Origin of the sequence: Streptomyces xiamenensis (assembly GCF_000993785.3) — a bacterium.
Lineage (GTDB): Bacteria > Actinomycetota > Actinomycetes > Streptomycetales > Streptomycetaceae > Streptomyces > Streptomyces xiamenensis.
The window spans coordinates 1074138-1097212 of record NZ_CP009922.3 but is presented as its reverse complement, the minus strand read 5'-3'; the positions used below and the strand labels follow the sequence as shown (position 1 = coordinate 1097212).

25 protein-coding genes are annotated in these 23075 nt (G+C 71.6%); 12 read left to right on the top strand and 13 right to left on the bottom strand.

Annotated elements, in window-relative coordinates:
• The first annotated feature begins 53 nt into the window (after positions 1-53).
• Complete coding sequence (locus SXIM_RS04920) at positions 54-998, top strand: ABC transporter permease (RefSeq protein WP_342783639.1); 945 nt, start codon at positions 54-56, stop codon at positions 996-998.
• A 15-nt stretch (positions 999-1013) separates the two neighbouring features.
• Here SXIM_RS04920 and SXIM_RS04915 read toward each other — a convergent pair whose 3' ends face one another.
• Positions 1014-1433: a VOC family protein gene (locus tag SXIM_RS04915; protein ID WP_030734265.1), complete on the bottom strand. Its 420-nt coding sequence runs from the start codon at positions 1431-1433 to the stop codon at positions 1014-1016.
• Positions 1434-1632: 199 nt separating this feature from the next.
• Between SXIM_RS04915 and SXIM_RS04910 the strand changes: the two genes are divergently transcribed.
• On the top strand, positions 1633-2292 hold the full coding sequence (locus SXIM_RS04910) for a hypothetical protein (protein WP_046723047.1): 660 nt from the start codon (positions 1633-1635) through the stop codon (positions 2290-2292).
• 24 nt (positions 2293-2316) lie between these two features.
• Here SXIM_RS04910 and ybaK read toward each other — a convergent pair whose 3' ends face one another.
• Positions 2317-2817 (bottom strand): Cys-tRNA(Pro) deacylase, encoded by a 501-nt coding sequence (gene ybaK, locus SXIM_RS04905; protein ID WP_030734258.1) that lies wholly within the window; start codon positions 2815-2817, stop codon positions 2317-2319.
• Between the two features lie 10 nt (positions 2818-2827).
• Positions 2828-3619 carry an LON peptidase substrate-binding domain-containing protein gene (locus SXIM_RS04900; RefSeq protein ID WP_030734255.1) on the bottom strand — a complete coding sequence of 264 codons (792 nt, stop codon included), beginning with the start codon at positions 3617-3619 and terminating at the stop codon, positions 2828-2830.
• A 115-nt stretch (positions 3620-3734) separates the two neighbouring features.
• Here SXIM_RS04900 and hisD point away from each other — a divergent pair, with 115 nt between their 5' ends.
• The 9 genes from hisD to SXIM_RS04860 all read left to right on the top strand — a co-directional run bounded on the left by hisD (position 3735) and on the right by SXIM_RS04860 (position 10608).
• Entirely contained in the window at positions 3735-5057 is a 1323-nt protein-coding gene (gene hisD / locus SXIM_RS04895; protein ID WP_030734254.1) for a histidinol dehydrogenase, read from the top strand.
• Positions 5054-6202: a histidinol-phosphate transaminase gene (locus SXIM_RS04890; RefSeq protein WP_030734249.1), complete on the top strand. Its 1149-nt coding sequence runs from the start codon at positions 5054-5056 to the stop codon at positions 6200-6202. Before hisD ends, SXIM_RS04890 begins: the two co-directional genes overlap by 4 nt.
• Positions 6199-6789 carry an imidazoleglycerol-phosphate dehydratase HisB gene (gene hisB, locus SXIM_RS04885; RefSeq protein WP_030734246.1) on the top strand — a complete coding sequence of 197 codons (591 nt, stop codon included), beginning with the start codon at positions 6199-6201 and terminating at the stop codon, positions 6787-6789. The genes SXIM_RS04890 and hisB overlap by 4 nt, the downstream gene beginning before the upstream one ends.
• Complete coding sequence (locus SXIM_RS27255; protein WP_030734244.1) at positions 6786-6950, top strand: hypothetical protein; 165 nt, start codon at positions 6786-6788, stop codon at positions 6948-6950. The genes hisB and SXIM_RS27255 overlap by 4 nt, the downstream gene beginning before the upstream one ends.
• Positions 6947-7582, top strand: coding sequence for an imidazole glycerol phosphate synthase subunit HisH (gene hisH / locus SXIM_RS04880; RefSeq protein ID WP_030734242.1), 636 nt, complete (start codon positions 6947-6949; stop codon positions 7580-7582). Before SXIM_RS27255 ends, hisH begins: the two co-directional genes overlap by 4 nt.
• Positions 7579-8316, top strand: a complete 738-nt coding sequence (gene priA / locus SXIM_RS04875; protein WP_030734238.1) for a bifunctional 1-(5-phosphoribosyl)-5-((5-phosphoribosylamino)methylideneamino)imidazole-4-carboxamide isomerase/phosphoribosylanthranilate isomerase PriA — start codon at positions 7579-7581, stop codon at positions 8314-8316. Before hisH ends, priA begins: the two co-directional genes overlap by 4 nt.
• On the top strand, positions 8313-8699 hold the full coding sequence (locus SXIM_RS04870; protein WP_030734234.1) for a Rid family hydrolase: 387 nt from the start codon (positions 8313-8315) through the stop codon (positions 8697-8699). The genes priA and SXIM_RS04870 overlap by 4 nt, the downstream gene beginning before the upstream one ends.
• Positions 8696-9466 (top strand): imidazole glycerol phosphate synthase subunit HisF, encoded by a 771-nt coding sequence (gene hisF, locus SXIM_RS04865; RefSeq protein ID WP_030734232.1) that lies wholly within the window; start codon positions 8696-8698, stop codon positions 9464-9466. Before SXIM_RS04870 ends, hisF begins: the two co-directional genes overlap by 4 nt.
• A gap of 137 nt (positions 9467-9603) precedes the next feature.
• Positions 9604-10608 (top strand): DUF4328 domain-containing protein, encoded by a 1005-nt coding sequence (locus SXIM_RS04860; RefSeq protein WP_078846835.1) that lies wholly within the window; start codon positions 9604-9606, stop codon positions 10606-10608.
• A 146-nt stretch (positions 10609-10754) separates the two neighbouring features.
• Here the strand turns inward: SXIM_RS04860 and SXIM_RS04855 are convergent, their stop codons facing one another.
• From SXIM_RS04855 to SXIM_RS04845, 3 genes are read right to left on the bottom strand one after another with little or no spacing between them, the layout of a single operon-like run.
• Positions 10755-11495: a succinate dehydrogenase/fumarate reductase iron-sulfur subunit gene (locus SXIM_RS04855; RefSeq protein WP_046725437.1), complete on the bottom strand. Its 741-nt coding sequence runs from the start codon at positions 11493-11495 to the stop codon at positions 10755-10757.
• A gap of 11 nt (positions 11496-11506) precedes the next feature.
• Entirely contained in the window at positions 11507-13459 is a 1953-nt protein-coding gene (locus SXIM_RS04850) for a fumarate reductase/succinate dehydrogenase flavoprotein subunit (RefSeq protein WP_425473481.1), read from the bottom strand.
• 35 nt (positions 13460-13494) lie between these two features.
• Positions 13495-14196 (bottom strand): succinate dehydrogenase cytochrome b subunit, encoded by a 702-nt coding sequence (locus SXIM_RS04845; RefSeq protein WP_046723042.1) that lies wholly within the window; start codon positions 14194-14196, stop codon positions 13495-13497.
• 98 nt (positions 14197-14294) lie between these two features.
• On the opposite strand from SXIM_RS04845, the gene SXIM_RS04840 reads away from it, so the two are divergent.
• Positions 14295-15224, top strand: a complete 930-nt coding sequence (locus SXIM_RS04840) for a LysR family transcriptional regulator (RefSeq protein ID WP_046723040.1) — start codon at positions 14295-14297, stop codon at positions 15222-15224.
• A gap of 157 nt (positions 15225-15381) precedes the next feature.
• On the opposite strand, the gene SXIM_RS04835 is transcribed toward SXIM_RS04840, so the two are convergent.
• From SXIM_RS04835 to SXIM_RS04805, 7 genes are all read right to left on the bottom strand, one after another.
• On the bottom strand, positions 15382-17160 hold the full coding sequence (locus tag SXIM_RS04835) for an FtsX-like permease family protein (RefSeq protein WP_046723039.1): 1779 nt from the start codon (positions 17158-17160) through the stop codon (positions 15382-15384).
• A 2-nt stretch (positions 17161-17162) separates the two neighbouring features.
• Positions 17163-17957 (bottom strand): ABC transporter ATP-binding protein, encoded by a 795-nt coding sequence (locus SXIM_RS04830; protein WP_078635610.1) that lies wholly within the window; start codon positions 17955-17957, stop codon positions 17163-17165.
• A complete protein-coding gene (locus SXIM_RS04825; RefSeq protein ID WP_030734208.1) occupies positions 17954-18496 on the bottom strand; it encodes a PadR family transcriptional regulator in 543 nt (180 codons plus the stop codon). The genes SXIM_RS04830 and SXIM_RS04825 overlap by 4 nt, the downstream gene beginning before the upstream one ends.
• A 502-nt stretch (positions 18497-18998) precedes the next feature.
• The gene (locus tag SXIM_RS04820) at positions 18999-19640 is read right to left on the bottom strand and encodes a hypothetical protein (protein WP_046723038.1); all 642 of its coding nucleotides are present in this window, start codon (positions 19638-19640) and stop codon (positions 18999-19001) included.
• Positions 19641-19646: 6 nt separating this feature from the next.
• Entirely contained in the window at positions 19647-20588 is a 942-nt protein-coding gene (locus SXIM_RS04815) for a carbohydrate ABC transporter permease (protein ID WP_324604833.1), read from the bottom strand.
• Positions 20585-21547, bottom strand: coding sequence for a carbohydrate ABC transporter permease (locus SXIM_RS04810; protein WP_030734201.1), 963 nt, complete (start codon positions 21545-21547; stop codon positions 20585-20587). Before SXIM_RS04810 ends, SXIM_RS04815 begins: the two co-directional genes overlap by 4 nt.
• Positions 21548-21596: 49 nt before the next feature.
• On the bottom strand, positions 21597-22901 hold the full coding sequence (locus SXIM_RS04805; protein WP_030734198.1) for an ABC transporter substrate-binding protein: 1305 nt from the start codon (positions 22899-22901) through the stop codon (positions 21597-21599).
• Positions 22902-23075: the final 174 nt, after the last annotated feature.

Here is a 23075-nt window from a genome sequence, read left to right as displayed (position 1 = left end):
TGGGTGCCGGCCATCGCCGCGCTGCGCCCCGGGGCCGTGGAGGCCGGGCGGCGCTGGACACTGCGGCTGCCCCCCGAGCGGGCGCGGGCGGCCGTGACCGAGGTGACCACCGGGCCGGCGTTCGCCGCCCTCGACGACTTCACCCTGGCCACCCCCACGCTCGAGGACGTCTACCTCGCGCTGGGCGGCCAGGGGGACGGGCTGGTACGGGCGTGAGCGCTTCCGTTCCCCATCCGCTGGCTCCCGCCGTACGGCTGTGGCCCTCGCTGCGGGCCGTCTATGTCGCGCAGCTGTCGCGGGCGCGGGTGGCCAGGATCCCGCTGCTGTTCGTGGCCACCTTCCAGTCCATCGGGATCATGATCCTGATGCGCGGGGTGGTCGACGGCGGCACCGGGGACGAGGCGCGGGCGGTCGTGGCGGGCTCGTCGGTGCTGGTGGTGGCGTTCGTCGCGCTGAACCTGCTGGCCCAGCACTTCGGGCAGCTGCGGGCGAGCGGCGGCATCGACCACTACGCGACGCTGCCGGTGCCGGCCGCCTCGGTGGCGCTGGGGACGGCGGCGGCGTACGCCTCGTTCACGGTGCCGGGGGTGATCGTCACGGCGGTCTCCGGCAGTCTGCTGTACCAGTTGCCGCTGGGCGGACTGTGGGTGCTGCTGGCGGTGATCCCGCTGGCCGGGGCCGCGCTGGCGGGGCTCGGGGCGGCGCTCGGACTGCTGGCGCCCCGGCCCGAGCTGGCCACCCTGTGCGGGCAGCTGGGCATGTCGGCGGCGCTGCTGCTGGGCGTCCTGCCGGCCGGGCGGATGCCGGAGCCGGTGCGATGGCTGCGCGAGCTGCTGCCGTCCACCTACGGGGTGGAGGCGCTGGCCGAGGTGCTGCGGCCGGGGCCGGACTGGGGGTCGGTGGTCGCGAACCTCGGGGTGTGCGCGGCGGTGGGGGCGCTGGCGCTGACCCTGGCGACCTGGGCCTACCGGCGGGCGGCCATCAGCCGGGTGTTCTGACCCGGTGCCCGCTGTTCAGCCGTTGGACCAGTTCCGGGTGGACAGCACCAGCCGATAGCCGTCGGGGTCCTGGACCGTGACGCCCCAGCTGTCCCAGTACGGATTGTGTGCCCGGACGCGTCGGCCGCCGTGCTCTTCGAGCCGGTTCACCAGGGAGTCGGGGACGGGCGTGCCCAGGTAGAGAACCAGCAGGTCCTCGGGGGTGGGCCGGGGCTCCACGGTGGCCAGCGGGTCCTGCACGAGCTCCAGGTGCCAGGAGGCGTCCGGGCGGCCGAGCATGAGCAGGTGGTGGCGGTGGGCGGGTGTGCCGTCGGCGGCCTGCCGGTACAGCACCTGGAACCCGAGGCCGTCGTGCCAGAAGCGCTCCGCCGCGCCGAGGTCCCGGGAGGGGCGGGCGATGCGCAGGTGGGGGGTGAGGTCGACCGCGTCGGACATGAGGTGCTCCTGTCGTTGTCGTTGCCGCGCCGTGAGCCTAGTGAGCGGTCGGGACGGGCGCCTCGGGCGCCGGCCCTGGGGCGGGAGTCGGACCGGGTCTCGGTCGGGCGACCCTTGCCACGGTGTCGATGATCCGCTCATACATCCGAACGGCCCTACCGATGCCCGAACAGGTGGCCGGTGCTGGCAGGATGTTGGGGTGATCGCGCCCCAGCCTTCCGAGGACCACCGCTCGCCCGCCATGGGCGGCGGCCATGACCCCTGGTCGGTTCCCGCCCAGCCCCCGCCGGAGCGTGCGCGCCCGCAGTGGGGCCGGGAGACAGGGACCGCGCTGCTGGTGGCGCTCCCCGTCGCGGTACTGGCCGGGCTGGCGCTCGGCGCGCTGTGGCCGCTGCTGGCGCCCCGGGTCCCCGTGGTGTCCAACGGCCGCGCGGTGATGCTCCAGAACTCCGAGGGGCAGCAGTCGATCGCGATTGACGGGACGTTTCTGCTGACCGGCCTCGCGGTGGGGGCGGTCGCCGGGACGCTGGTCTTCTTGCTGCGGCGGCGCAAGGGCGGGATCGCCGAGGTGCTCGGGCTCGCCGCCGGCGCGCTGGCCGGCGCCTTCCTCGCCTGGCGCGTCGGCATCTGGCTGGGGCCCGAGCAGGACCTGGTGGCGCACGCACGCCGGGTGGGGGAGGGCGTGGTCTTCGACGGGCCGCTCAAGCTGGAGGCGAAGGGCGTCCTGGTGGGCCTGCCGTTCGGCGCGGTCGGGGCCCATCTGCTGTGCACCGCGCTGTGGGGTCCGCGCGATCCGCTGCCCGCGCCGGGACGGACGGTGCCGCAGTGGCCGTCCAAGCCGTCCAGGCCCTCCGCCTGACGGGCACGGCCCCGCCCGGCGGTCTCAGTCCTTGCCGATCGGGGCCGTCACCGCTGAGGTGAGGGCGATCAGATCGGCCGGGGCCAGCTCGATCTCCAGACCGCGCCGGCCGGCCGAGACGAAGACCGTCCCGTATCCGGTGGCGGAGGCGTCCAGCACGGTGGGCAGCCGCTTGCGCTGGCCCAGCGGTGAGATGCCGCCCCGTACGTAGCCGGTGGTGCGCTCCGCCGCCGCCGGATCGGCCATCGCCGCGCGCTTGCCGCCGACCGCCGCCGCCAGGGCCTTGAGATCGAGGGAGCCGGCGACCGGCACCACCGCCACGGTCAGGGCCCCGTCCACCTCGGCGACCAGCGTCTTGAAGACCTGCCGGGGATCGTTGCCCAGCGCCCGGACCGCCTCCTCGCCGTACGAGGAGGAGCCGGGATCGTGGTCGTAGGCGTGCAGGGTGAACCGTACGCCCGCCCCGGTGGCCGCCACCGTGGCCGGAGTGCCGCCCCCGCCCGTCCGCTGCTTCTTCTTCGCCACCGCCGGCCTCTCAGTTCATGCTGGTGGGGCGCAGCGTGTACTCGGCGCCCGGAACCGAGGGCAGCCTACTGATCAGGGTCGTCTCACGGCGCAGGATTTTCAGCTCCTCCGCCAGCCGGGTCGCGGTGTCCTTGGCCTGGAGCAGCCGCTGCTTGTCCGAGGTGTACATGACGGTGGCCGCCGCCACCAGGTACGAGACGACCGAGGGGTCCTCGGGCAGTTCCTGACCGGAGGCCAGGGTGCGTTCGTTGGCGCCCGCCAGCTCCTTCTGGTAGCCGCGGAACGCCCGCAGCACCCCGGAGGCCAGGGCCCCGGCGCCCTCGCCGGGATCCTCCGGCAGGGTCTCCACCTCCGCCGTGAGATACGGGCCGCTGCTCTCCACGGACAGCAGCCGGAACCGCGTCGTCCCGGTGGCCAGCACCTCGTAGCCGTCGGCGGCCGCCTCCGGCTCGCCCTCCTCGGCGAGCACGGCCGCCGCCGAGGACGCGCGCGGCCGGATGGTGGAGGCGTCCGCGATGCAGCCGACCCCGTGGAAGGAGTCCATCGGATCGGCGGCGAAGCCCGCTCCCGGGCCGGCCTCCGGCAGCGGCGCGTCGGGCTCGGGCAGTCCGATGGCGCTGGGCGCCACCTCGTGTCCGTCCCTGATCGCGACCACCCCGAACGGTCGTGGACCGTCCTCGGGGAGGTCCAGCAGATCCCGCATCAGGGCCCGGTAGCGCGCCTCGAAGACGTTCAGCGGCAGCACGAGCCCGGGGAAGAGCACGGTGTTGAGCGGAAACAGTGGCAGGCGCGTGGTCGTCACGACCGGCCAGCCTACTGGCTGTGTGGCCCCCCGCAACGGTGGGTCGCCGCTCATCCGGGGACCGCATGGTGAAACGCGCGATCGCCGTGTCACAGGGGTCTGAGAGACTGGAGAAGTGCTGAACCGAATCGATCTGCGCGATTCTCCCTCGTCAGAGGGTGCGATCGACCGCGACCTGCTGCCCCGCGCCGAACTCGACGTCGAGGCCGCCCTGGAGAAGGTGCGGCCCATCTGCGAGGACGTGCGCCATCGTGGCACGGCGGCGCTGGTCGAGTACGCACGGCGGTTCGACCGGGTGGAGATCGAGCGGGTACGGGTCCCGGCCGACCGGATCGAGCGGGCGCTGGCCGAGCTGGATCCCGCCGTGCGGGCGGCGCTGGAGGAGTCGATCCGGCGCGCGCGTCTGGTCCACCGGGACCAGCGGCGTACCGACTCCACCGTGCGCGTGGTGCCGGGCGGCACCGTCAGCGAGCGGTGGGTGCCGGTGGAGCGCGTCGGGCTGTACGTGCCCGGCGGGCAGGCGGTGTACCCGTCGTCCGTGGTGATGAACGTGGTGCCCGCGCAGGAGGCGGGTGTCGCCTCGCTGGCGGTCTCCTCGCCCCCGCAGCGCGAGCACGGCGGGCTGCCGCACCCCACCATCCTGGCGGCGTGCGCGCTGCTGGGCGTCGACGAGGTGTACGCGGCCGGCGGCGCGCAGGCGATCGCCATGTTCGCCTACGGCACCGACGAGTGCGCCCCGGCGCAGCTGGTGACCGGCCCCGGCAATGTGTACGTGGCGGCGGCGAAGCGGCTGCTCAAGGGCCGGATCGGGATCGACGCCGAGGCCGGGCCCACGGAGATCGCGGTGCTGGCGGACGACAGCGCCGACCCGCGCCACGTGGCGGCCGACCTGATCAGCCAGGCCGAGCACGACGAGCTGGCGGCGGCGGTGCTGGTGACCGACTCGGCGGCGCTGGCGGAGGCCGTCGAGGCGGAGGTACGGGCGCAGGTCGCACTCACCAAGCACCAGGAGCGGGTGACGGCGGCGCTGACCGGCCGGCAGTCCGGGATCGTACTGGTGGACGGTGTCGAGCAGGGGCTCGCGGTCGTCAACGCGTACGCGGCCGAGCACCTGGAGATCCTCACCCGGGACGCGGCGGCGGTCGCGGCGCGGGTGCGCAACGCCGGCGCGGTGTTCGTCGGCCCCTGGGCGCCGGTCTCGCTGGGCGACTACGCGGCCGGCTCCAACCACGTCCTGCCCACCGGTGGCTGCGCCTGCCACTCCTCGGGCCTCTCCGTGCAGTCCTTCCTGCGCGGCATCCATGTCGTGGAGTACGACCGCGCGGCGCTGGCCGAGGTGGCCGGCCACGTGGTCACGCTCGCGGAGGCGGAGGATCTGCCCGCCCACGGTGCCGCGGTGAAGGCACGGTTCGATGGGAAGGTTCCGGACAGCAAGTGACCCGTATCGACGACTTGCCGCTGCGCGACGAACTGCGCGGCAAGACCCCCTACGGCGCGCCGCAGCTCGATGTGCCGGTGCGCCTGAACACGAACGAGAACCCGTACCCGCTGCCCGACGCGCTGGTGCGCCGGATCGCCGAGCGCGTCTCGGACGCGGCGCGCGGGCTGAACCGCTACCCGGACCGGGACGCGGTGGAGCTGCGGACGGCGCTGGCCGGCTATCTGACGCAGACCACCGGGTACGCGGTCGGCCCGCGGCAGGTGTGGGCCGCCAACGGCTCGAACGAGATCCTCCAGCAGCTGCTCCAGGCGTTCGGCGGTCCCGGGCGCACGGCGCTCGGCTTCGACCCCTCGTACTCCATGCACGCGCTCATCGCGCGCGGCACCGGCACGGGGTGGGTCTCCGGGGCGCGGGACGAGGCGGACTTCACCATCGACGAGCCGGCCGCGGTGGAGTTCGTCACCGCGCACCGGCCCGACGTGCTGTTCATCTGCTCACCGAACAACCCGACCGGTACGGCGGTCGAGCCCGACACCGTCCTGGCGCTGTACGACGCGGCCCAGCGGGCGGCGAAGGGCCGGCACGGCGCGCTGGTGGTGGTCGACGAGGCGTACGCCGAGTTCAGCCACCGGCCCTCGCTGCTGCCGCTGATCGAGGGCCGGCCGAACCTGGTCCTCTCGCGGACCATGTCCAAGGCGTTCGGGGCGGCCGGGCTGCGGCTGGGCTATCTGGCCGCGGACCCCGCGCTGGTGGACGCCGTGCAGCTGGTCCGGCTGCCGTACCACCTGTCCGCCGTCACCCAGGCCACCGCGCACGCCGCGCTGGAGTTCGCCCCCACGCTGCTGGGTTACGTCCAGGAGCTGAAGTCCGAACGCGACCGGCTGGTGCGCGAACTGCGGGCGATGGGCCTGGACGTGACGGAGTCGGACGCCAACTTCATCCAGTTCGGGAGCTTCGCCGATCCGCACGCCTTCTGGGAGAAGGTGCTGGAACACGGCGTGCTCATCCGGGACAACGGGGTGCCGGGACGGCTGCGCGTCAGCGTCGGCACCCCGGCCGAGAACGACACGTTCCTGGAGGCGGCGCGGGCCGCGCTCAAGGAGACGCAAGCAGCAGCACCAGAGAGCGAGGAACGCCCATGAGCCGCGTGGGGCGGGTGGCACGGACCACCAAGGAAACGTCGGTCGTCGTCGAGATCGACCTCGACGGCACCGGGCAGGTCGATGTGTCGACCGGGGTCGGCTTCTACGACCACATGCTCGACCAGCTGGGGCGGCACGGGCTGTTCGACCTGACCGTGAAGACCGAGGGTGATCTGCACATCGACACCCACCACACCATCGAGGACACGGCGCTGGCACTCGGCGCGGCGTTCAAGCAGGCGCTGGGCGACAAGCGCGGGATCGTCCGGTTCGCCGACGCCTCCGTGCCGCTGGACGAATCGCTGGCGCGGGTGACGGTGGACCTGTCGGGCCGGCCGTACCTCGTGCACAGCGAGCCGGAGGGCATGGCGCCGATGATCGGGTCGTACGACACGACGATGACCCGGCACATCCTGGAATCGTTCGTGGCGCAGGCGCAGATCGCACTGCACGTCCACGTGCCGTACGGGCGCAACGCGCACCACATCGTGGAGTGCCAGTTCAAGGCGCTGGCGCGGGCGCTGCGCGGCGCCAGCGAGATCGACCCCCGGCAGACCGGGATTCCGTCGACGAAGGGCGCGCTGTGAACTGGGCCTCGATCCTGCTGTTCGCGGGCGGGCTGTTCCTGGGCGGGGGCACGTACTCCTTCATCCAGCAGAAAATGCCGCGCGGCGTCACCGTGCTGTTGGGCATAGGCGCCCTGATGTGTGTCGTGGCCGGTGTCATGGTGCTGGAGGTGTGGGAGTGACGGCCTCGGTGGTCGTGTTCGACTACGGCTTCGGCAACATCCGCTCCGCGGAGCGGGCGCTCGCCCGGGCCGGGGCCCAGGTGGAGATCACCCGGGACTTCGACACCGCGCTGAACGCGGACGGCCTGCTGGTGCCCGGCGTCGGCGCCTTCGCCGCCTGCATGGCGGGCCTGCGCGAGGCGCGCGGCGACTGGGTCATCGGGCGGCGGCTGGCCGGGGGCCGGCCGGTGCTCGGGATCTGCGTGGGGATGCAGATCCTGTTCGCCCGCGGCATCGAGCACGGCGTCGAGAGCGAGGGCCTGGACGAATGGCCCGGCACGGTCGGACCGCTGACGGCCGACGTGGTGCCGCACATGGGGTGGAACACGGTGACGGCGCCCGCGGGGTCACGGCTGTTCGCGGGCCTGTCGCAAGAGGACCGCTACTACTTCGTGCACTCGTACGCGGTGGCCGAGTGGGAGCTGGAGGCGCACAACGAGGCGCTGACCGCCCCGCTGGTCACCTGGGCCACCCATGGTGCGCCCTTCGTCGCGGCGGTGGAGAACGGCCCGCTGTCCGCGACACAGTTCCACCCGGAGAAGTCCGGCGATGCCGGGGCCCAGCTGCTGAAGAACTGGATTGAGACGCTGTGACGAACACCGCGAACACCGCGAAGTTGGAACTCCTGCCGGCCGTCGACGTACGGGACGGGCAGGCCGTACGGCTGGTGCACGGCGAGTCGGGGTCGGAGACCTCCTACGGCGACCCGCTGGCCGCCGCCCTGGAGTGGCAGCGGGCGGGCGCCGAGTGGCTCCACCTGGTGGATCTGGACGCGGCGTTCGGAACCGGCGACAACCGCGAGCAGATCGCGGACGTGGTGCGCTCGATGGACATCAAGGTCGAACTGTCCGGCGGCATCCGGGACGACGCCTCGCTGGCGGCGGCCCTGGGCACCGGCTGCACCCGGGTCAACCTGGGCACGGCGGCGCTGGAGTCGCCCGCGTGGGTGGCGCGGGTGATCGCCGAGTACGGCGACCGGATCGCGGTGGGGCTGGACGTGCGCGGCACGACGCTGCGCGGGCGCGGCTGGACGCGGGACGGCGGCGACCTGTACGAGACGCTGGCCCGGCTCGACTCCGAGGGCTGCGCGCGGTACGTGGTGACCGACATCGCCAAGGACGGCACCCTTCAGGGCCCCAACCTGGAGTTGCTGAAGAACGTGTGCGCGGCGACCGACCGTCCCGTGGTGGCCTCCGGCGGCGTGTCCTCCCTCGATGACCTGCGGGCCCTTGCGACGCTGGTGCCGCAGGGTGTGGAGGGTGCGATCGTCGGCAAGGCGCTGTATGCCAAGGCATTCACGCTGGAGGAGGCGCTGAAGTCCGTATGAGCGGCAGCACGTGGGAAGACACGCTCGGCTCGGCGCGGGCGGTGGCGGCCGGGGACCGGGTGCTGGTCTCCGGGACGGCGCCGCTCGCGGACGGCGGCCGGATGTCGGTGTCGGCCACCGACGACCCGTACGAGCAGACCCGGGCCGCCTTCGGCGACGCGGTGGAGGCGCTGCGGCCGTACGGCCTGGGCCTGGAGGCCGTGGTGCGCACCCGCATGTACCTGAGCCACGTCCGGGACGTGGAGGAGGTGGCCCGGGCGCACCGGGAACTTTTCGAGGCGGTACGGCCGGTGTCGACCGTCCTCGTGACCGCCGGATTCGTGGACCCGAGGGTGCTGGTGACGGTGGAGCTGGAAGCGTACCGAGGGGATGAGCGGGGATGAGCCTGGCGATACGGGTCATTCCGTGCCTGGACGTGGACGCCGGCCGGGTGGTCAAGGGCGTCAACTTCCAGAATCTGCGCGATGCCGGGGACCCGGTGGAGATGGCCAAGGTGTACGACGCGGAGGGCGCCGACGAGCTGACCTTCCTCGACATCACCGCCTCCTCGGGCAACCGGGAGACCACCTACGACGTGGTGCGGCGCACGGCGGAGCAGGTGTTCATCCCGCTGACGGTGGGCGGCGGCGTACGCACCACGGACGACGTGGACCGGCTGCTGCGGGCGGGCGCCGACAAGGTGGGCGTGAACACGGCGGCCATCGCGCGGCCCGAGCTGATCCGCGAGATCGCGGAGCGGTTCGGCAGCCAGGTGCTGGTGCTGTCGGTGGACGCGCGGCGGTGCCCCGAGGGCACCGTGACGGCCTCGGGCTTCGAGGTCACCACGCACGGCGGCCGGCGGGGGACGGGCATCGACGCGGTGGAGTGGGCGGAGCGGGCCGCGGGCCTGGGCGCCGGTGAGATCCTGCTCAACTCGATGGACGCCGACGGCACGAAGGACGGCTACGACACGGCGATGATCGCGTCGGTGCGCAAGCGGGTGAGCATCCCCGTGATCGCGTCCGGCGGGGCGGGCCGGCTCGACCACTTCCCGCCGGCCATCGAGGCCGGAGCGGACGCGGTGCTGGCGGCGTCGGTGTTCCACTTCGGGGATCTGCGGATCGGCGAGGTGAAGGGCGCCCTGCGGGCGGCGGGACATCCGGTGCGCTGAGGCACCGCCCCAGCGGGCCGGGCACGTTGAGCGACTCCGCACGGGTCGCTCAACGTGCCCGGCCCGCGCCATACCGTTCGCACAACGCTGCTAAGGTCAGGCGTTTGTGCTGAACGGGTGAAGAGGGTGGGTCATTGATGAACGCGCCACAGTGCTGGAACTGTTGGCAGCAGCCGGCCGCCTTGCCGGACGGGCTGTGTCAGCCGTGCGCGCAGGCGGTTCCGTATCCGCAGCGGCAGCCGCAGGGCGTGCCGCCGTACGCCGGGGCGCCGCAGGGCGGACCGCAGCCGTACCCCGTGCCGCATGGTGGACCGCAGCCGTACCCCGTGCCGCATGGTGGACCGCAGCCGTACTACGGTGCTCCGCTCCAGCCGTATCCGCCGCACGGGCCGGCTCACTTCGCCGACCCGCAGGGGCTGGCGACGGCGGTCACGGTGCTGTTGGGGGTGTGCATAGCCGCCTGGACCGTCGCCGTGCTGGCGGGCGGACAGTTGTACGGGTTGCTGCTCGATGTGGAGCAGGGGCGCTTCGTCAGCAGTAGCGAGGCGGACAGCGCCGATTCCTTCTATACGATGTCCGGCATCCTGCAGGCGTTGGCGATGCTGGCCACCGCCGTGGTGTTCATCATGTGGTTCTACCGGGTCAGGGTGAACGCCGAGGTCTTCGACCCGTACGGGCAGCGGATGAAGCGGGGCTGGGCGGTGGGCGGCTGGCTGGTGCCGATCGTCAACTTCTGGTTCCCGAAGAAGATCGCCAACGACATCTGGCGGGCCAGTGCCCCCGGCGGGGAGCGCCAGGGGACCGGGGTGCTCACCGCCTGGTGGGTGTTGTGGCTGATCACGGCATTCCTGGACAGGGCGTCCTTCCGGACCATGAACCGGGAGGAGGCGAGCTTCGCCGAGGAACTGAGCAATATGCAGCAGTCGGTCAGTATGACGCTCGTGAGTGATCTGCTGGGCATCGTCGCCGCGGTGCTGGCCATCATCGTCGTCCGCCGGCTGACCCAGTGGCAGCTCATGAAGTACGCGCAGGGCCCGATGCCGATGCCGAAGGCCGCGCCGTACCCGCCGGTCACCGCGCCCTGGCCGCCGCAGGCGCCCGGCGCGCCCGGCACACCGGGCACTCCGCCGCCCCCGATGTGACCCCGAGCGGCACGGCGGCTCCGTCGCCGTGCCGCCCCGGCCGAGCAGCGGCGGCTGCGCCACAGTGCCTCGGCGGCCCCGGTGCGAACGCACCGGCCCGGCGCACCGGGACGATCGGTGTGCCGGGCCGGAGTGTGGGGTGCGGCTCAGCGCTTGCGCAGGGCCCGCAGGTATTCGCGGTTCATGGTCGTGATCGAGGTCAGCGGGATGCCCTTGGGGCAGGCCGTCGCGCACTCGCCGGTGTTGGTACAGCCGCCGAACCCCTCGGCGTCCATCGTGCCGACCATGTCCAGGACCCGGCTCTCCCGCTCCGGGGCGCCCTGCGGCAGCACGTTGAGATGGACCACCTTCGCCGAGGTGAACAGCATCGCCGAACCGTTGGGGCAGGCCGCCACGCAGGCCCCGCAGCCGATGCACTCGGCGTGCTCGAACGCGGCGTCCGCGTCCGGTTTGGGCACGGGCGTGGCATGGGCCTCGGGGGCGGCGCCGGTCGGCGCCGTGATGTAGCCGCCCGAGCCGATGATCCGGTCGAACGCCGACCGGTCCACCACCAGGTCCTTCACCACCGGGAAAGCCGCCGCCCGCCACGGCTCGATGTCGATCGTGTCGCCGTCCGCGAAGTTCCGCATGTGCAGTTGGCAGGTGGTGGTGCGCTCCGGGCCGTGCGCCGAGCCGTTGATGACCATCCCGCAGGCGCCGCAGATGCCCTCCCGGCAGTCGTGGTCGAAGGCCACCGGCTCCTCGTCCGCCAGGATCAGCTCCTCGTTGAGGGTGTCCAGCATCTCCAGGAAGGACATGTCCGGGGAGATCCCGGAGACCTGATAGGTCGTCAGTCTTCCCTGGGCGTCCGGGCCCGGCTGGCGCCAGATGCGCAGGGTCAGGTTCATCGTCTTGGTGCTCACGCGTAGCTCCGCTGGGTGGGGTGGACGTACTCGAAGGTCAGCTCCTCGCGATGCAGTACGGGCGGGCTGCCCGTACCCCGGAACTCCCAGGCCGCCGCGTACGTGAACTCCTCGTCCCTGCGCTCCGCCTCCCCGTCCGGGGTGCGGCTCTCCTCACGGAAGTGGCCGCCGCAGGACTCGCCGCGGTGCAGGGCGTCCAGACACATCAGCTCGGCGAGTTCCAGATAGTCGGCGATGCGGTTGGCCTTCTCCAGCGACTGGTTGAGGTCCTGCCCGGAGCCGGTCACCTTGATCCGCTGCCAGAACTCCGCCCGCAGCGACGGGATACGGGCCAGCGCTTCGCGCAGCCCCTCCGCCGACCTGGCCATCCCGCAGTGGTCCCACAGCAGTTCGCCCAGCTCCCGGTGGAAGGAGTCGGGGGTGCGGTCACCGTTGTTGGAGACCAGCCGGTAGAGCCGGTCGCTGACCTCGAAGACCGCGTCGGTGACGGCCGGGTGGTCCTGCGGCACCTGCTCCAGACCGGGGTTGCGCCCCAGGTAGTCGGCGAGCGTGGCGGGCAGGATGAAGTAGCCGTCGGCCAGGCCCTGCATCAGCGCGGAGGCGCCCAGCCGGTTGGCGCCGTGGTCGGAGAAGTTGGCCTCACCGATGGCGAACAGGCCCGGGATCGTGGTCTGGAGGTCGTAGTCCACCCACAGCCCGCCCATGGTGTAGTGGATCGCGGGATAGATGCGCATCGGCACCTCGTACGGATTCTCGGCGGTGATCCGCTCGTACATCTCGAAGAGGTTGCCGTAGCGCGCCTCGACCGCTTCCCGGCCCAGCCGGGCGATGGCGTCGGCGAAGTCCAGGTACACGCCCTGTCCGCCGGGGCCCACCCCGCGGCCCTCGTCGCAGACGTTCTTCGCGGCCCGCGAGGCGATGTCGCGCGGCACCAGGTTGCCGAACGAGGGGTACTGGCGTTCCAGGTAGTAGTCCCGCTCCGCCTCCGGGATCTCGGCCGCCGGACGTGCATCGCCCGCGCGGGCCGGCACCCAGATGCGGCCGTCGTTGCGCAGCGACTCGCTCATCAGGGTCAGCTTCGACTGGTGGTCGCCCGAGCGCGGGATGCAGGTGGGGTGGATCTGGGTGAAGCACGGGTTGGCGAAGTACGCGCCGCGCCGGTGGGCCCGCCAGATCGCCGTGGCGTTGGAGTTCTTGGCGTTGGTGGAGAGGTAGAAGACGTTGCCGTAGCCGCCGGAGGCCAGCACGACGGCATCCGCCACATAGGTGTCGATGCGCCCGGTGAGCAGATCGCGCGCCACGATGCCGCGCGCCCTGCCGTCGACGACGATCAGGTCCAGCATCTCGGTGCGGGCGTGCAGGGTGACGTTCCCCGCGTCGATCTGCCGGGACAGCGCCTGGTAGGCGCCCAGCAGCAGTTGCTGTCCGGTCTGGCCGCGGGCGTAGAACGTACGGGAGACCTGGACCCCGCCGAACGAGCGGGTGTCCAGCAGCCCGCCGTACTCCCGGGCGAACGGCACGCCCTGCGCCACGCACTGGTCGATGATCTCCACCGACAGCTGGGCGAGGCGGTGCACATTGGACTCGCGGGCCCGGAAGTCGCCGCCCTTGACGGTGTCGTAGAAGAGGCGGTGGATGGAGTCGCCGTCGTTGCGGTAGTTCTTGGCGGCGTTGATGCCGCCCTGCGCGGCGATGGAGTGGGCGCGGCGCGGCGAGTCCTGGTAGCAGAACTGCTCGACGTGGTACCCGGCTTCGGCGAGGGTGGCCCCGGCAGCGCCGCCCGCCAGACCCGTACCGACCACGATCACCGTGTGTTTGCGGCGGTTGGCGGGGTTGACGAGTTTCGCCTCGAAGCGGCGGCGGTCCCAGCGTTCGGCGATCGGACCGTCGGGCGCGGCGGTGTCGCGCAGCGGGGTCTTCGCCGTGGCGTAGTCGGCGTACGGGGGCAGCTGGTCGGTGATCTCGGTCATCTCAGTCATGTCTGTCAGCTCACGATTCCGGTCATGACGGCGAGGGGTACGGACACGAAGCCCGCGGTCAGCAGGAGCGCGAGGCCGTTGGCGGTGGCGCGCAGCGCGCGGTCGCGGGTGCGGCTGTTCAGGCCGAGGGTCTGCACGGCGCTCCACAGTCCGTGCCGGATGTGCAGCCCGACGGCGACCAGCGCGGTGATGTAGATGACGTTGCCGTACCAGGTGCTGAAGGTGGCGACGACGTTCTCGTACGCCTCGCCGTGCACGCCGTGCGGGTTCACCGTGCCGGTGGTGAGGTCCAGGATGTGCCAGACGATGAACAGCGCCAGGATGACCCCGCCCCAGCGCATGGTGCGGGTGGCGTAGGTGGTGCGGCGGCGGGTGTGCGCGTACCGGACGGGGCGGGCGGCCCGGTCCAGGCGGCTGAGCTGGTACGCGCTCACGCCGTGGGCGACGACGGCGGCGAGCAGCGCGACGCGGGCGATCCAGATGAACCACTCGTGGCCCAGGAACGGCTCGCCGATGGTGCGCAGCCAGTGCGCGTAGCCGTTCATGTCGTCGGGTCCGAAGAAGACCTTCAGATTGCCGAGCATGTGGCTGATCAGGTAGAGGAGCATGATCAGCCCGGAGACGGCCATCACGATCTTCTTGCCGATGGTGGATCGCCAGATGAGGACAGGGGTGCTGCGGCTGCTCGTCCGCGTCGCCAGAGCCATGACACCCGACGGTAGGGAGTGGCGCCGCGATCCGTCCAAGACATAGAACAGGTCATCTCGATAGCTGATGCCTATCATCGCGGGTAGGGTGGGTGGTCATGCAGTTCCAGCAGCTCCGCTATTTCGCCGCCGTCGCGGACACCCGGCACTTCACCCGCGCCGCCGAGCGCGAGCACGTCGCCCAGCCGTCGCTGTCCCAGCAGATCCGGGCGCTGGAGCGGGAGCTGGGCGCGGAGCTGTTCCACCGGGCGCGCGGGCACATCACGCTCACCGACGCCGGGACGGCGCTGCTGCCGCTGGCCCGGCGGATCCTGGCGGACGCGGAGACCGCGCGCCGCGAGGTGCAGGAGGTGGCACAGCTGCGGCGCGGGCGGGTACGGCTGGGCGCCACCCCGAGCCTGTGCGCCTCGCTGGTGCCGGACGTGCTGCGGACCTTCAAGGACCGCTACCCGGGCGTCGACCTGCTGGTGCACGAGGGCGGCTCGCGGGACCTGGTGCGGCTGCTGGCGTCCGGGGAGCTGGATCTGGCCCTGGTCATCACCCCGCTCCAGGCGGACGCGCCGGCGCTGGTGACCAGCGAGCTGCTGCGGGAGGAACTGGTGCTGATCTCCGCGCCGGACGGGCCGCAGGTACCGGGTGCGGGGCGCGGCCGGGCACCGGGGCGGGGGAGCGGGCGCGGGCGCCGGGCCATCGGGGTGGCGGACCTGCGGGAAGTGCCGCTGGTGATGTTCCGGCGCGGCTACGACCTGCGGGAGCTGACGGTCGCGGCGTGCCAGCAGGCCGGGTTCGAGCCGGTGTTCAGCGTGGAGGGTGGGGAGATGGACGCGGTGCTCGGCTTCGTGCGGGCCGGGCTGGGGGTGGCGGTGGTGCCCAGCATGGTCGCGGCCCGCTCCGGGCTGCCCACGACCCCGTTCATGTCCCCGGGCCTGCACCGTACGGTCTCGGTCGCCCACCGCGGGGACGTCTCACCACCCCGGGCGGCACGCGAGCTCCAGCGGATCCTGATGACCCACCGGGGCGGGCTGTAGGCGCCATCGGGAGGCACCGGCCACCCGCCTCGGGCGGGGCCCTCCCGAGCCCGGACGCGGGCGCGGGCGCGAGGTGAGCCACGGGAAGCGCCGCCGAGAGTGATCGTGGCCTGCCGGCGGGCCGGCGAGGGTGCCGCTGGGCTTCGCGGAAGGCCCATCAGGCGGGTTCGGCGTTGAGGACGCGGCCGGCGGGGCTGCGGGTGTGGAGCCAGGCGGGCAGGGCGGTCAGCGCCGCTACCGCCAGCAGTACGGCCGGGGCCGCCGCCGCGAGCCAACTGCCCGGGGGGAGTACCACCACCGGGCTGAACACCGCGAACAGGCCGATCCCGATCGGGATCCCCACCGCGGTCGCAACCACGGCGGGCAGCAGTTGTGCCACGCAGAGCGCCGCGACGACCTGGCCGGGGGTGGCGCCGAGGGTGCGGGTGACGGCCAGGGCGCGCCGGGCCTGCACCGCGGTGCTCCAGCTGACGAAGACGGTGTTGAGCACGCACAGCGCCCCGAGGGCGACCGTGACACCGAGCATGACCTGGCCTGTCACGGCGTCGCGGATCTCCTGGACGGTGGACGTTCCCTGGGCGGTCTCCGCCGCGAGCGACACCTGGAAGGTGAGGACCGCGGTCACCATCACCATGGTGGCGGCGGGGCCGACGGCGCTCAGGACCGCGCGTCCGGGACGCCGTGCGATCAGCCGCACTCCGATCAGGAGCGGGGTGGGCAGATGGGCCGTCACAGCCGTCAGCCGGGGACGGTGTGCGGTCAGGTGGGCGGGGTCGGCGAGGGTGTCGGCGGTGCTGGAGCGCACGGTGCGCAGGACGGGGCCGAGCGTGGCGATCGAGGTGACCAGCAGGGCGAGCGCGGTCGCGGCCACGACGATGCCGGCCGTCGGAGGGCCGGCTGTGTTGAGCAGCCCCGCACTGGGGTCGGCCAGCGCGGGCGCGGTCAGACAACCCGCGATGACCCCGGCGGCGGCTGCCACCACGGTGAGGAGCAGGTACTGCGCGAGCAGCAGCGCGGCCACGGTACGTGGCGTGGCGCCGACCGCCTTGAACAGAGCCGCGCGCCGGCGGTCCCGCGGGGCGCGCACGGCGGCGAGCGACGCGAGGGTGACCAGCGAGGCCGCGGCGAGGAGACCCCCGCCGACGACCAGCGTGGGCCGGACGGATCCCAGCAGCCGTGTGTCCCCCTCGAGGAAGGTCTGCCAGGGACGGGTGTTGACCCACTCCTGCCCCCTGAGGTCGTCGATGAACGCGCTGTCCGCCCAACCGCGTGCCGCCTCGGGGTCGGACAGCTTGATGTTCAGCAGGTACAGCGGGGAGGTGTTCCCGGCCGCCGCGCGGGCGTCTTCGGTGGTGAGCCAGATCCGGCCGCCGCCGTCGGACGGCCCCGGGCCCTGGGCCCAGTTGCCCCACGGATAGACGGCGGTGGCCGCGCTGATGGCTGTACCGACAACCGGGTACTCGCGCTCGCCGATGGTGACACGGTCTCCGACACGCACGCCGAGTGCCTGGGCGAAGCCGCGTTCGATGACGGCGCCGCCGCCGCGTACCCACGTGCCGGACGTCACCAGTGGCCGGTCCACGGCGGACGCGGCGCGCTCGCGCCCCTCAACCGTGGTGTTCTCCGTCCGTCCGTTGGCGCGGACCGTCGTGGAGAAGCCGGGGACCGGGTCGGCGAGCGTGTCCACGCCGGGGGCGTCCGCGATGCGTCCGGCCAGGGCGAAGGGGTCCGCAGAGGTGGTGATGGCCGTGACGTCCGGCCCCGAGGTGGCCTCACGAGTCCTTGTGTAGCCGCTGGCCACGGAGTTCTCGGTAGCCATTCCCAGGGTCAGCGACGTGGTGGCGGCGGTGGCCGCGAGGAGGAACACGAGGGCCTCGCCGGGCCGGCGCCGCAGGTCCCGTGCGACGAGCCGCCAGATCAGCAGCAGACGTCCCATGGTCACCTCTCCCAGCCGAGAAGCCCGCCGAGCCGCGAGCCGCCCACAACCAGGGGAGTGTCCCCGGCCGACACCCCGTCGCGAAGGGAAACGACCCGGTCCGCGGTGGCGGCCACGCGTTCGTCATGGGTGACGAGTACGAGGGTCTGCCCAGCGGCCCGCAGGTCGGCGAAGAGGCGCAGGATGTCGTGGGTCGCGGCGGTGTCGAGGTTCCCGGTGGGCTCGTCGGCGAAAACCACGAGAGGTGTGTTGACCAGGGCACGGGCGATGGCGACACGCTGCCGCTGACCCCCGGACAACTCGGAGGGCAGGTGCCGGTCCCGGTCGGCCATCCCGACACGGTCGAGAAGGGCGGCGGCGCGACCGCGGGCGGTGCGCGGTGCGTCACCGGCGAGCAGCGCGGGCAGTTCGACGTTCTCGGCCGCGGTCAGTTCGTCCATCAGCTGGAAGTCCTGGTGCACGAAGCCGACGGTGCGGCGCCGCAGCCGAGCGAGCGCGCGCTCGCCGAGCAGATCGATGCGCCGCCCACCGAGCCACACCTCACCCTCGTCGGGTCGGTCGAGGCCGCCCAGCAGACGCAGCAGAGTCGACTTGCCGCAGCCACTGGGACCGGTCACGGCCAGCATCTGCCCGGTGGGTATGTCGAGGTCGACCCCATCGACGGCCGTGATCGCGTTGTCACCGTGCCCGTGGACCCGGGTCAGGCCGACGGCCCGCAGCACCGGATCCGCCGTCACGGTCCCGAAGTCGCCGCGCCGGTACAGCCCTCTGCCCCTCCGTCCGCCTCGCGTCGTCATCCGTTTCCTCCGTCTTTCCTGTACGGGGTGAGGGTTGCCCAGGTCCGCTCGCACGCCTCCAACCAGCACAGATCGGCCTGCAACCGGAGTGCGACGCCCTCCAGCAGCAGCCCGGGCTCGCAGTCCGTGCCGTGAGTGAGGACGGCGTGCTGAGCCTCGGCGAGGCTGCGCCTGAGCTCGCGGCGCCGGGCCTCGACGAGCGCGAGTGGCTCCGCCATGCCCGACTCGGCGGCGGCCACCAGCTTCAGATGGAACTCCGCCACGTCCGCCTTGGGCCCGGCGGGCTCGGCCAGCCACTCGGCCACCCGCTCCCGTCCGGCGCCGGACAGCGCGTACACCTTGCGTCGCGGGCCACGCGCGGACGCGTCCTCGCGTTCTTGTACGACCAGACCCGCCTTCTCCAGCCGGGCGAGCGTGACGTACACCTGCCCGGCATTGAGTGTCTCGCCGAGCGGCCCGAGCGCGGCGAGCAGCCGCCCGCGCAGGTCGTATCCGTGCGAAGGCTCCTTGACCAGAAGCGCCAGCACCACGTCCTGCACCGGGCTGCTTCCCCCTTCTCTGCGATGTTCAATAGATAGCGGTTAGCTAAAAGCGAGTCAAGCCGCCAAGGTGGTCAAGAACTGCGGACTCGCCGTTTCTGCGACACATGACCGGCAGCCGTGACGCATGCTCAGAAGCTGTCACAGGGCGCTGAAGTGCTCGTGGCCGGGCCGCTCGGTCACCTCGCTCGCCGAACTGGTGGGGGTGCCGCCGTGGACACTCACCACCACATCCGGGCCGCGCGACCGGCGGGCAGGCGCCGTTGCCCAGAGGCCCGACGGCGCCGACGGCGCAGCCCGGGGCCGGCGGGACCCATCCCGGCGTGCTGTGCCTCGGTCGCTCGCCCCCGGGATGCGACAGACGGCGAAGGGTGAGGGCGGGCCGCACGGCGTTTCACGCGGAGCGGCCAGAGGTGCGGCGGCCGGGCGGCGTGCGCGTGGTGCCCCCGGTCGTCCGCACCTCGACCGGTGGGAGGCGCCGCCGCACGGAGGCCGGGGCCGCTCAGCGGGTGGTGGAAAGGCCCTCGGGCTCCTCGGCGCTCTCCGCGCCGTTCGCCGCCGCCTTCCCCGCGAAGCGGTACTGCACCGCCAGGGCGGCCAGGGCCAGCAGCCCGCCCGCCAGCAGGACCATCGGGAGCAGCATCCACACGAAGACCACGCACATCACGGCGGCCAGGGCCAGCAGCAGCGAGCCGGCGAGATCCTCCCGGGCGGCCACCGCCGCCTCGCGGACGGCGCGGCCCGCGGTGGCGTCCCGGTGCCACGCCGCGGCGGTGCGCAGCAGCAGCACCGCCCACACCGCCAGCGCCGTCATCGACACCAGCCGGACCGCGGCCCCACCGGGCAGCAGCCCCGTCTCGGCCAGCGACAGATTCCACAGCAGCAGCAGAGCGGCGGCCGGGAAGGCCAGCGCCAGTGGCCACAGGGCGCGACAGGCGGCGGTGAAGTCCGCCCAGACGTCCGCCATCCGTACGCTGTCGCCGGTCAGCTGGCGCCGCAGGTGGGCGATGCCGGCCGCCAGCGCCGGCAGGGCGGTGATCAGCGGGGCGGCCAGGACGGCCACCAGCACGCCGGTGATCACCACCTCGCCGAACAGCGTGAGACCCGCCCTGACACCGCCGCCCGCGCCGGCTCTGCTCGCCATGCCCGATCAGCCCTTCAGACCCGAGGTCGCCACACCGTCGACGATATAGCGCTGGAAGAGCATGAAGAAGATGATGACCGGGGCAAGGGCCAAGACCGCCGCCGCCATCTGGGCGCCGTAGTCCGAGACCGAGGTCTGGTCGGAGAACTGGCGCAGCATCAGCGGCAGCGGGTACTTGTCCGGGCTGCGCAGATAGATCAGCGGGGCCAGAAAGTCGTTCCAGCTCCAGATGAAGGCGAAGATCGAGGCGGTGGCCAGCACCGGCCGCATCAGCGGCAGCATGATGAACCAGTAGATCCGGCCGTGGCCGGCGCCGTCGATGCGCGCCGACTCGTCCAGCTCGCGCGGCACCCCGCGCATGAACTGCACCATGAGGAAGACGAAGAACGCCTCGGCCGCCAGGAATTTGCCGATCAGCAGCGGGATGTAGGAATCCGTCCAGCCCAGTTCGTTGAACATGATGAACTGCGGAATGATCACCACGTGGAACGGCAGCAGCAGCGTGCCGATCATCAGGCCGAAGTACAGCTTCCGGCCCGGGAATTCGATGCGGGCGAAGGCGTAGGCGGCCACCGAACAGGACAGGCAGACACCCACCACCGAACCGATGCCGAGAATCATCGAATTGCTGAAGAAGGTCCAGAAGGAAACCCCGCCGATGCCCTCGAAAGCACGGGTGAAGTTGCCCAGGGTGGTTTCCCGCGGAATCAGCCCGACCTCGCCGATGATCTGATTCGACGGCCGGAACGAGGACAGCAGCATCCATACCCCGGGGTAGAGCATCACGATGCCCAGCGCCCAGGTGATCCCGTGGAACAGTACGGTCTTTCCACCGCCGCGCAGTTTCGCCTTCCGCCGGGCCGCCTGTGCCTCCACGGAACGGGTTTCGGCGGCGGACGGTGCGGGTGGGGGTGTTTCCCCGGTGAGGGTGGGAGTGGTGTTGCTCATCGTGTCTCCCCGCCGTAGTGCACCCAGTATTTCGAGGTCTTGAAGAAGATCAGCGTGATGATGCCGACGACGATCACCAGCAGCCACGCCATCGCGGCCGCGTAACCGAGCTGCCCCTGGCCGAAGCCGCGCTGGTAGAGATACAGCGTGTAGAACAGCGTCGAGTTCGCGGGACCGCCCTTGCCACCGGAGATGATGAAGGCGGAGGCGAAGACCTGGAAGGAGTTGATGGTCTCCAGCACCAGGTTGAAGAACAGCACCGGCGAGAGCATCGGCAGCGTGATCCGGAAGAACTTGCGCAGCGGACCGGCGCCGTCCACCTCGGCGGCCTCGTACAGCTCGTTCGGGATCTGCTTCAGACCCGCCAGGAAGATCACCATCGGGGCACCGAACTGCCACACCGCCAGCAGGATCATCATCGGCAGCGTCATGTCCGGGTTGCCGACCCAGCCGCCGGGCTTCATCCCGAAGAACTGGCCGATCTCGTCCACGATGCCCTGGTCGTTGAACATCGCCTTCCAGATGATGGCGATGGAGACACTGGCGCCGATCAGCGACGGCGCGTAGAAGAGCGAGCGGTAGGTGCCCTGGCCGCGCCGCCGGTTGTTCAGCAGCATCGCCACGCCCAGCGCGGCGGCCAGCTTGATCGGGGTGCCGACGACCGCGTACAGGCCGGTGACCTGCACCGAGTCCATGAAGCGCGGGTCGTCGAAGAGCCGGGTGAAGTTGTCGAAGCCGACCCAGCCCCAGTCCCGGATCGGGTGGAAGTTGGTGAAGGAGAGGTAGAGCGAGGCGATCATCGGGCCGGCTGTCAGGGTGATGAAGCCCAGCAGCCAGGGGGCGAGGAAGGCGTAGCCGGCCCGGGTCTCAGCACCCCGCCGCGGCGGGCGCCCATTGCGCGGTCGCCGGGCGGGGGTGCTGTTCGCCGATTCCCGGGACGCCTCATGCGTGAGTGACACGAGGAATCATCCGTTCGGTGCGTCTGTGAGGGGACTCCGGGGATACCGGTCAGCGGACGAGGTGGTTGCCCGCCTCGGAGAACCAGCGCTGGACGAAGGCGTCGGTGTCGATCTGGCGGAAGTCGAACTCCTTGGCCAGCACCTCGACGTACTCGGTCTCCACCGCGCCGAAGCCCTCGGGCTGGAACGGCACCGTGGCCGTCATGTAGCCCTCGTCACGGGCCTTCTGCTGGTACTCGATGACCCGCTCGTTCAGGCTGCCCGGCTCGATCTCCAGGGCGTCGAGCCGCTCGGCAGAGGCCGGCACGCCCAGGTCGGTGCCGATGATGGCGCCGGCCTCGGGGGAGTTGATGAGGAAGTCGACCAGCAGGGCCGCCTCTTCGGGGTGCTTGGTGTTGGCGCCCATGCTCAGCTGCATGGTCGGCTTGAAGAACATGTGCTTCTGGCCGTCGGCACCGCTGGGCACCGGCATCAGCTGGACGTTGTCGCTGTCGAGGTCGTGCGAGTAGTTGTGGATGAAGTTGTCCCAGTGGAACTCCATCACGGCCTCGCCGTTGGTGAACCCGCCCAGCGGGTCCAGCTGTTCGACCCGCTCGGCGGGGAAGATCTGGTTGTCGGGAGAGCGCAGGGAGGCCGCGCTGTCGATGAATTCCCGCATGTCGTCCTCGGTGAAGTTCAGTTCACCGGTCTCGCTGAACGGCTCGATGCCCTGCTGCACCAGGTGCTGCATGAACAGCCACCACACCATGGTCGGGTCGTTGGCGCCGTACACGCGCGGGCTGTGGTCCGCGCCGGCCGCGCTCACCTCGGAGAGGAAAGCGAAGTACTCGTCCCAGGTGTAGTCCCAGTCCGGTATCTCCAGGCCGAGTTCCTCGATGAGATCCGGGTTGTACATCAGGGTGAGGGTATTGGTGCCGGTGGGGATGGCCACCAGCTCGCCATTGGCCTCGCCGGAGCTGAGGAGTTCGGCGTCGATCTGCGAGGTGTCCAGCTGATTGCCGGCGTAGTCGTCGAAACCGAGCAGCAGGCCCGAGCCCGCGTACTCCAGAAGCCTGGAGGCGTCCATCTGGAAGACGTCCGGGAGTTCACCGGAGGTGGCGTCCGTGGAGCGCTGCGTCCAGTAGTCGGGGAACGCGGCGAAAGACGTCTGGACCTTGATGCCCGGGTTCTGGTCCTCGAACAGATCGATGGCCTGCTCATAACGGGAGGCCCGCTCGTCGCCGCCCCACCAGGTGAACTTGAGGGTGACATTCCCTCCGTCACTACTGCCGCCATCGGAGCCGCACGCCGTAAGGGCCAGAGATCCGGCTGCGGCGATCGCGAGACCACGCAGCGCGGTCTTCTTGAATGACATGTAGAGCCTCCTTGCTCCGTTATGCACAACGGCACTCCACGGGAGGTGTCAATGGCTTCTGATCGCCTTACCGGCCCCCGGTGACACCCGAAGTGAATCGTTACAATACCGCCGGGGCCTGCTCCGGCAACCGGGCGGCGGATAACTTTTCGGAAACGCCGACGTCACGTCGGC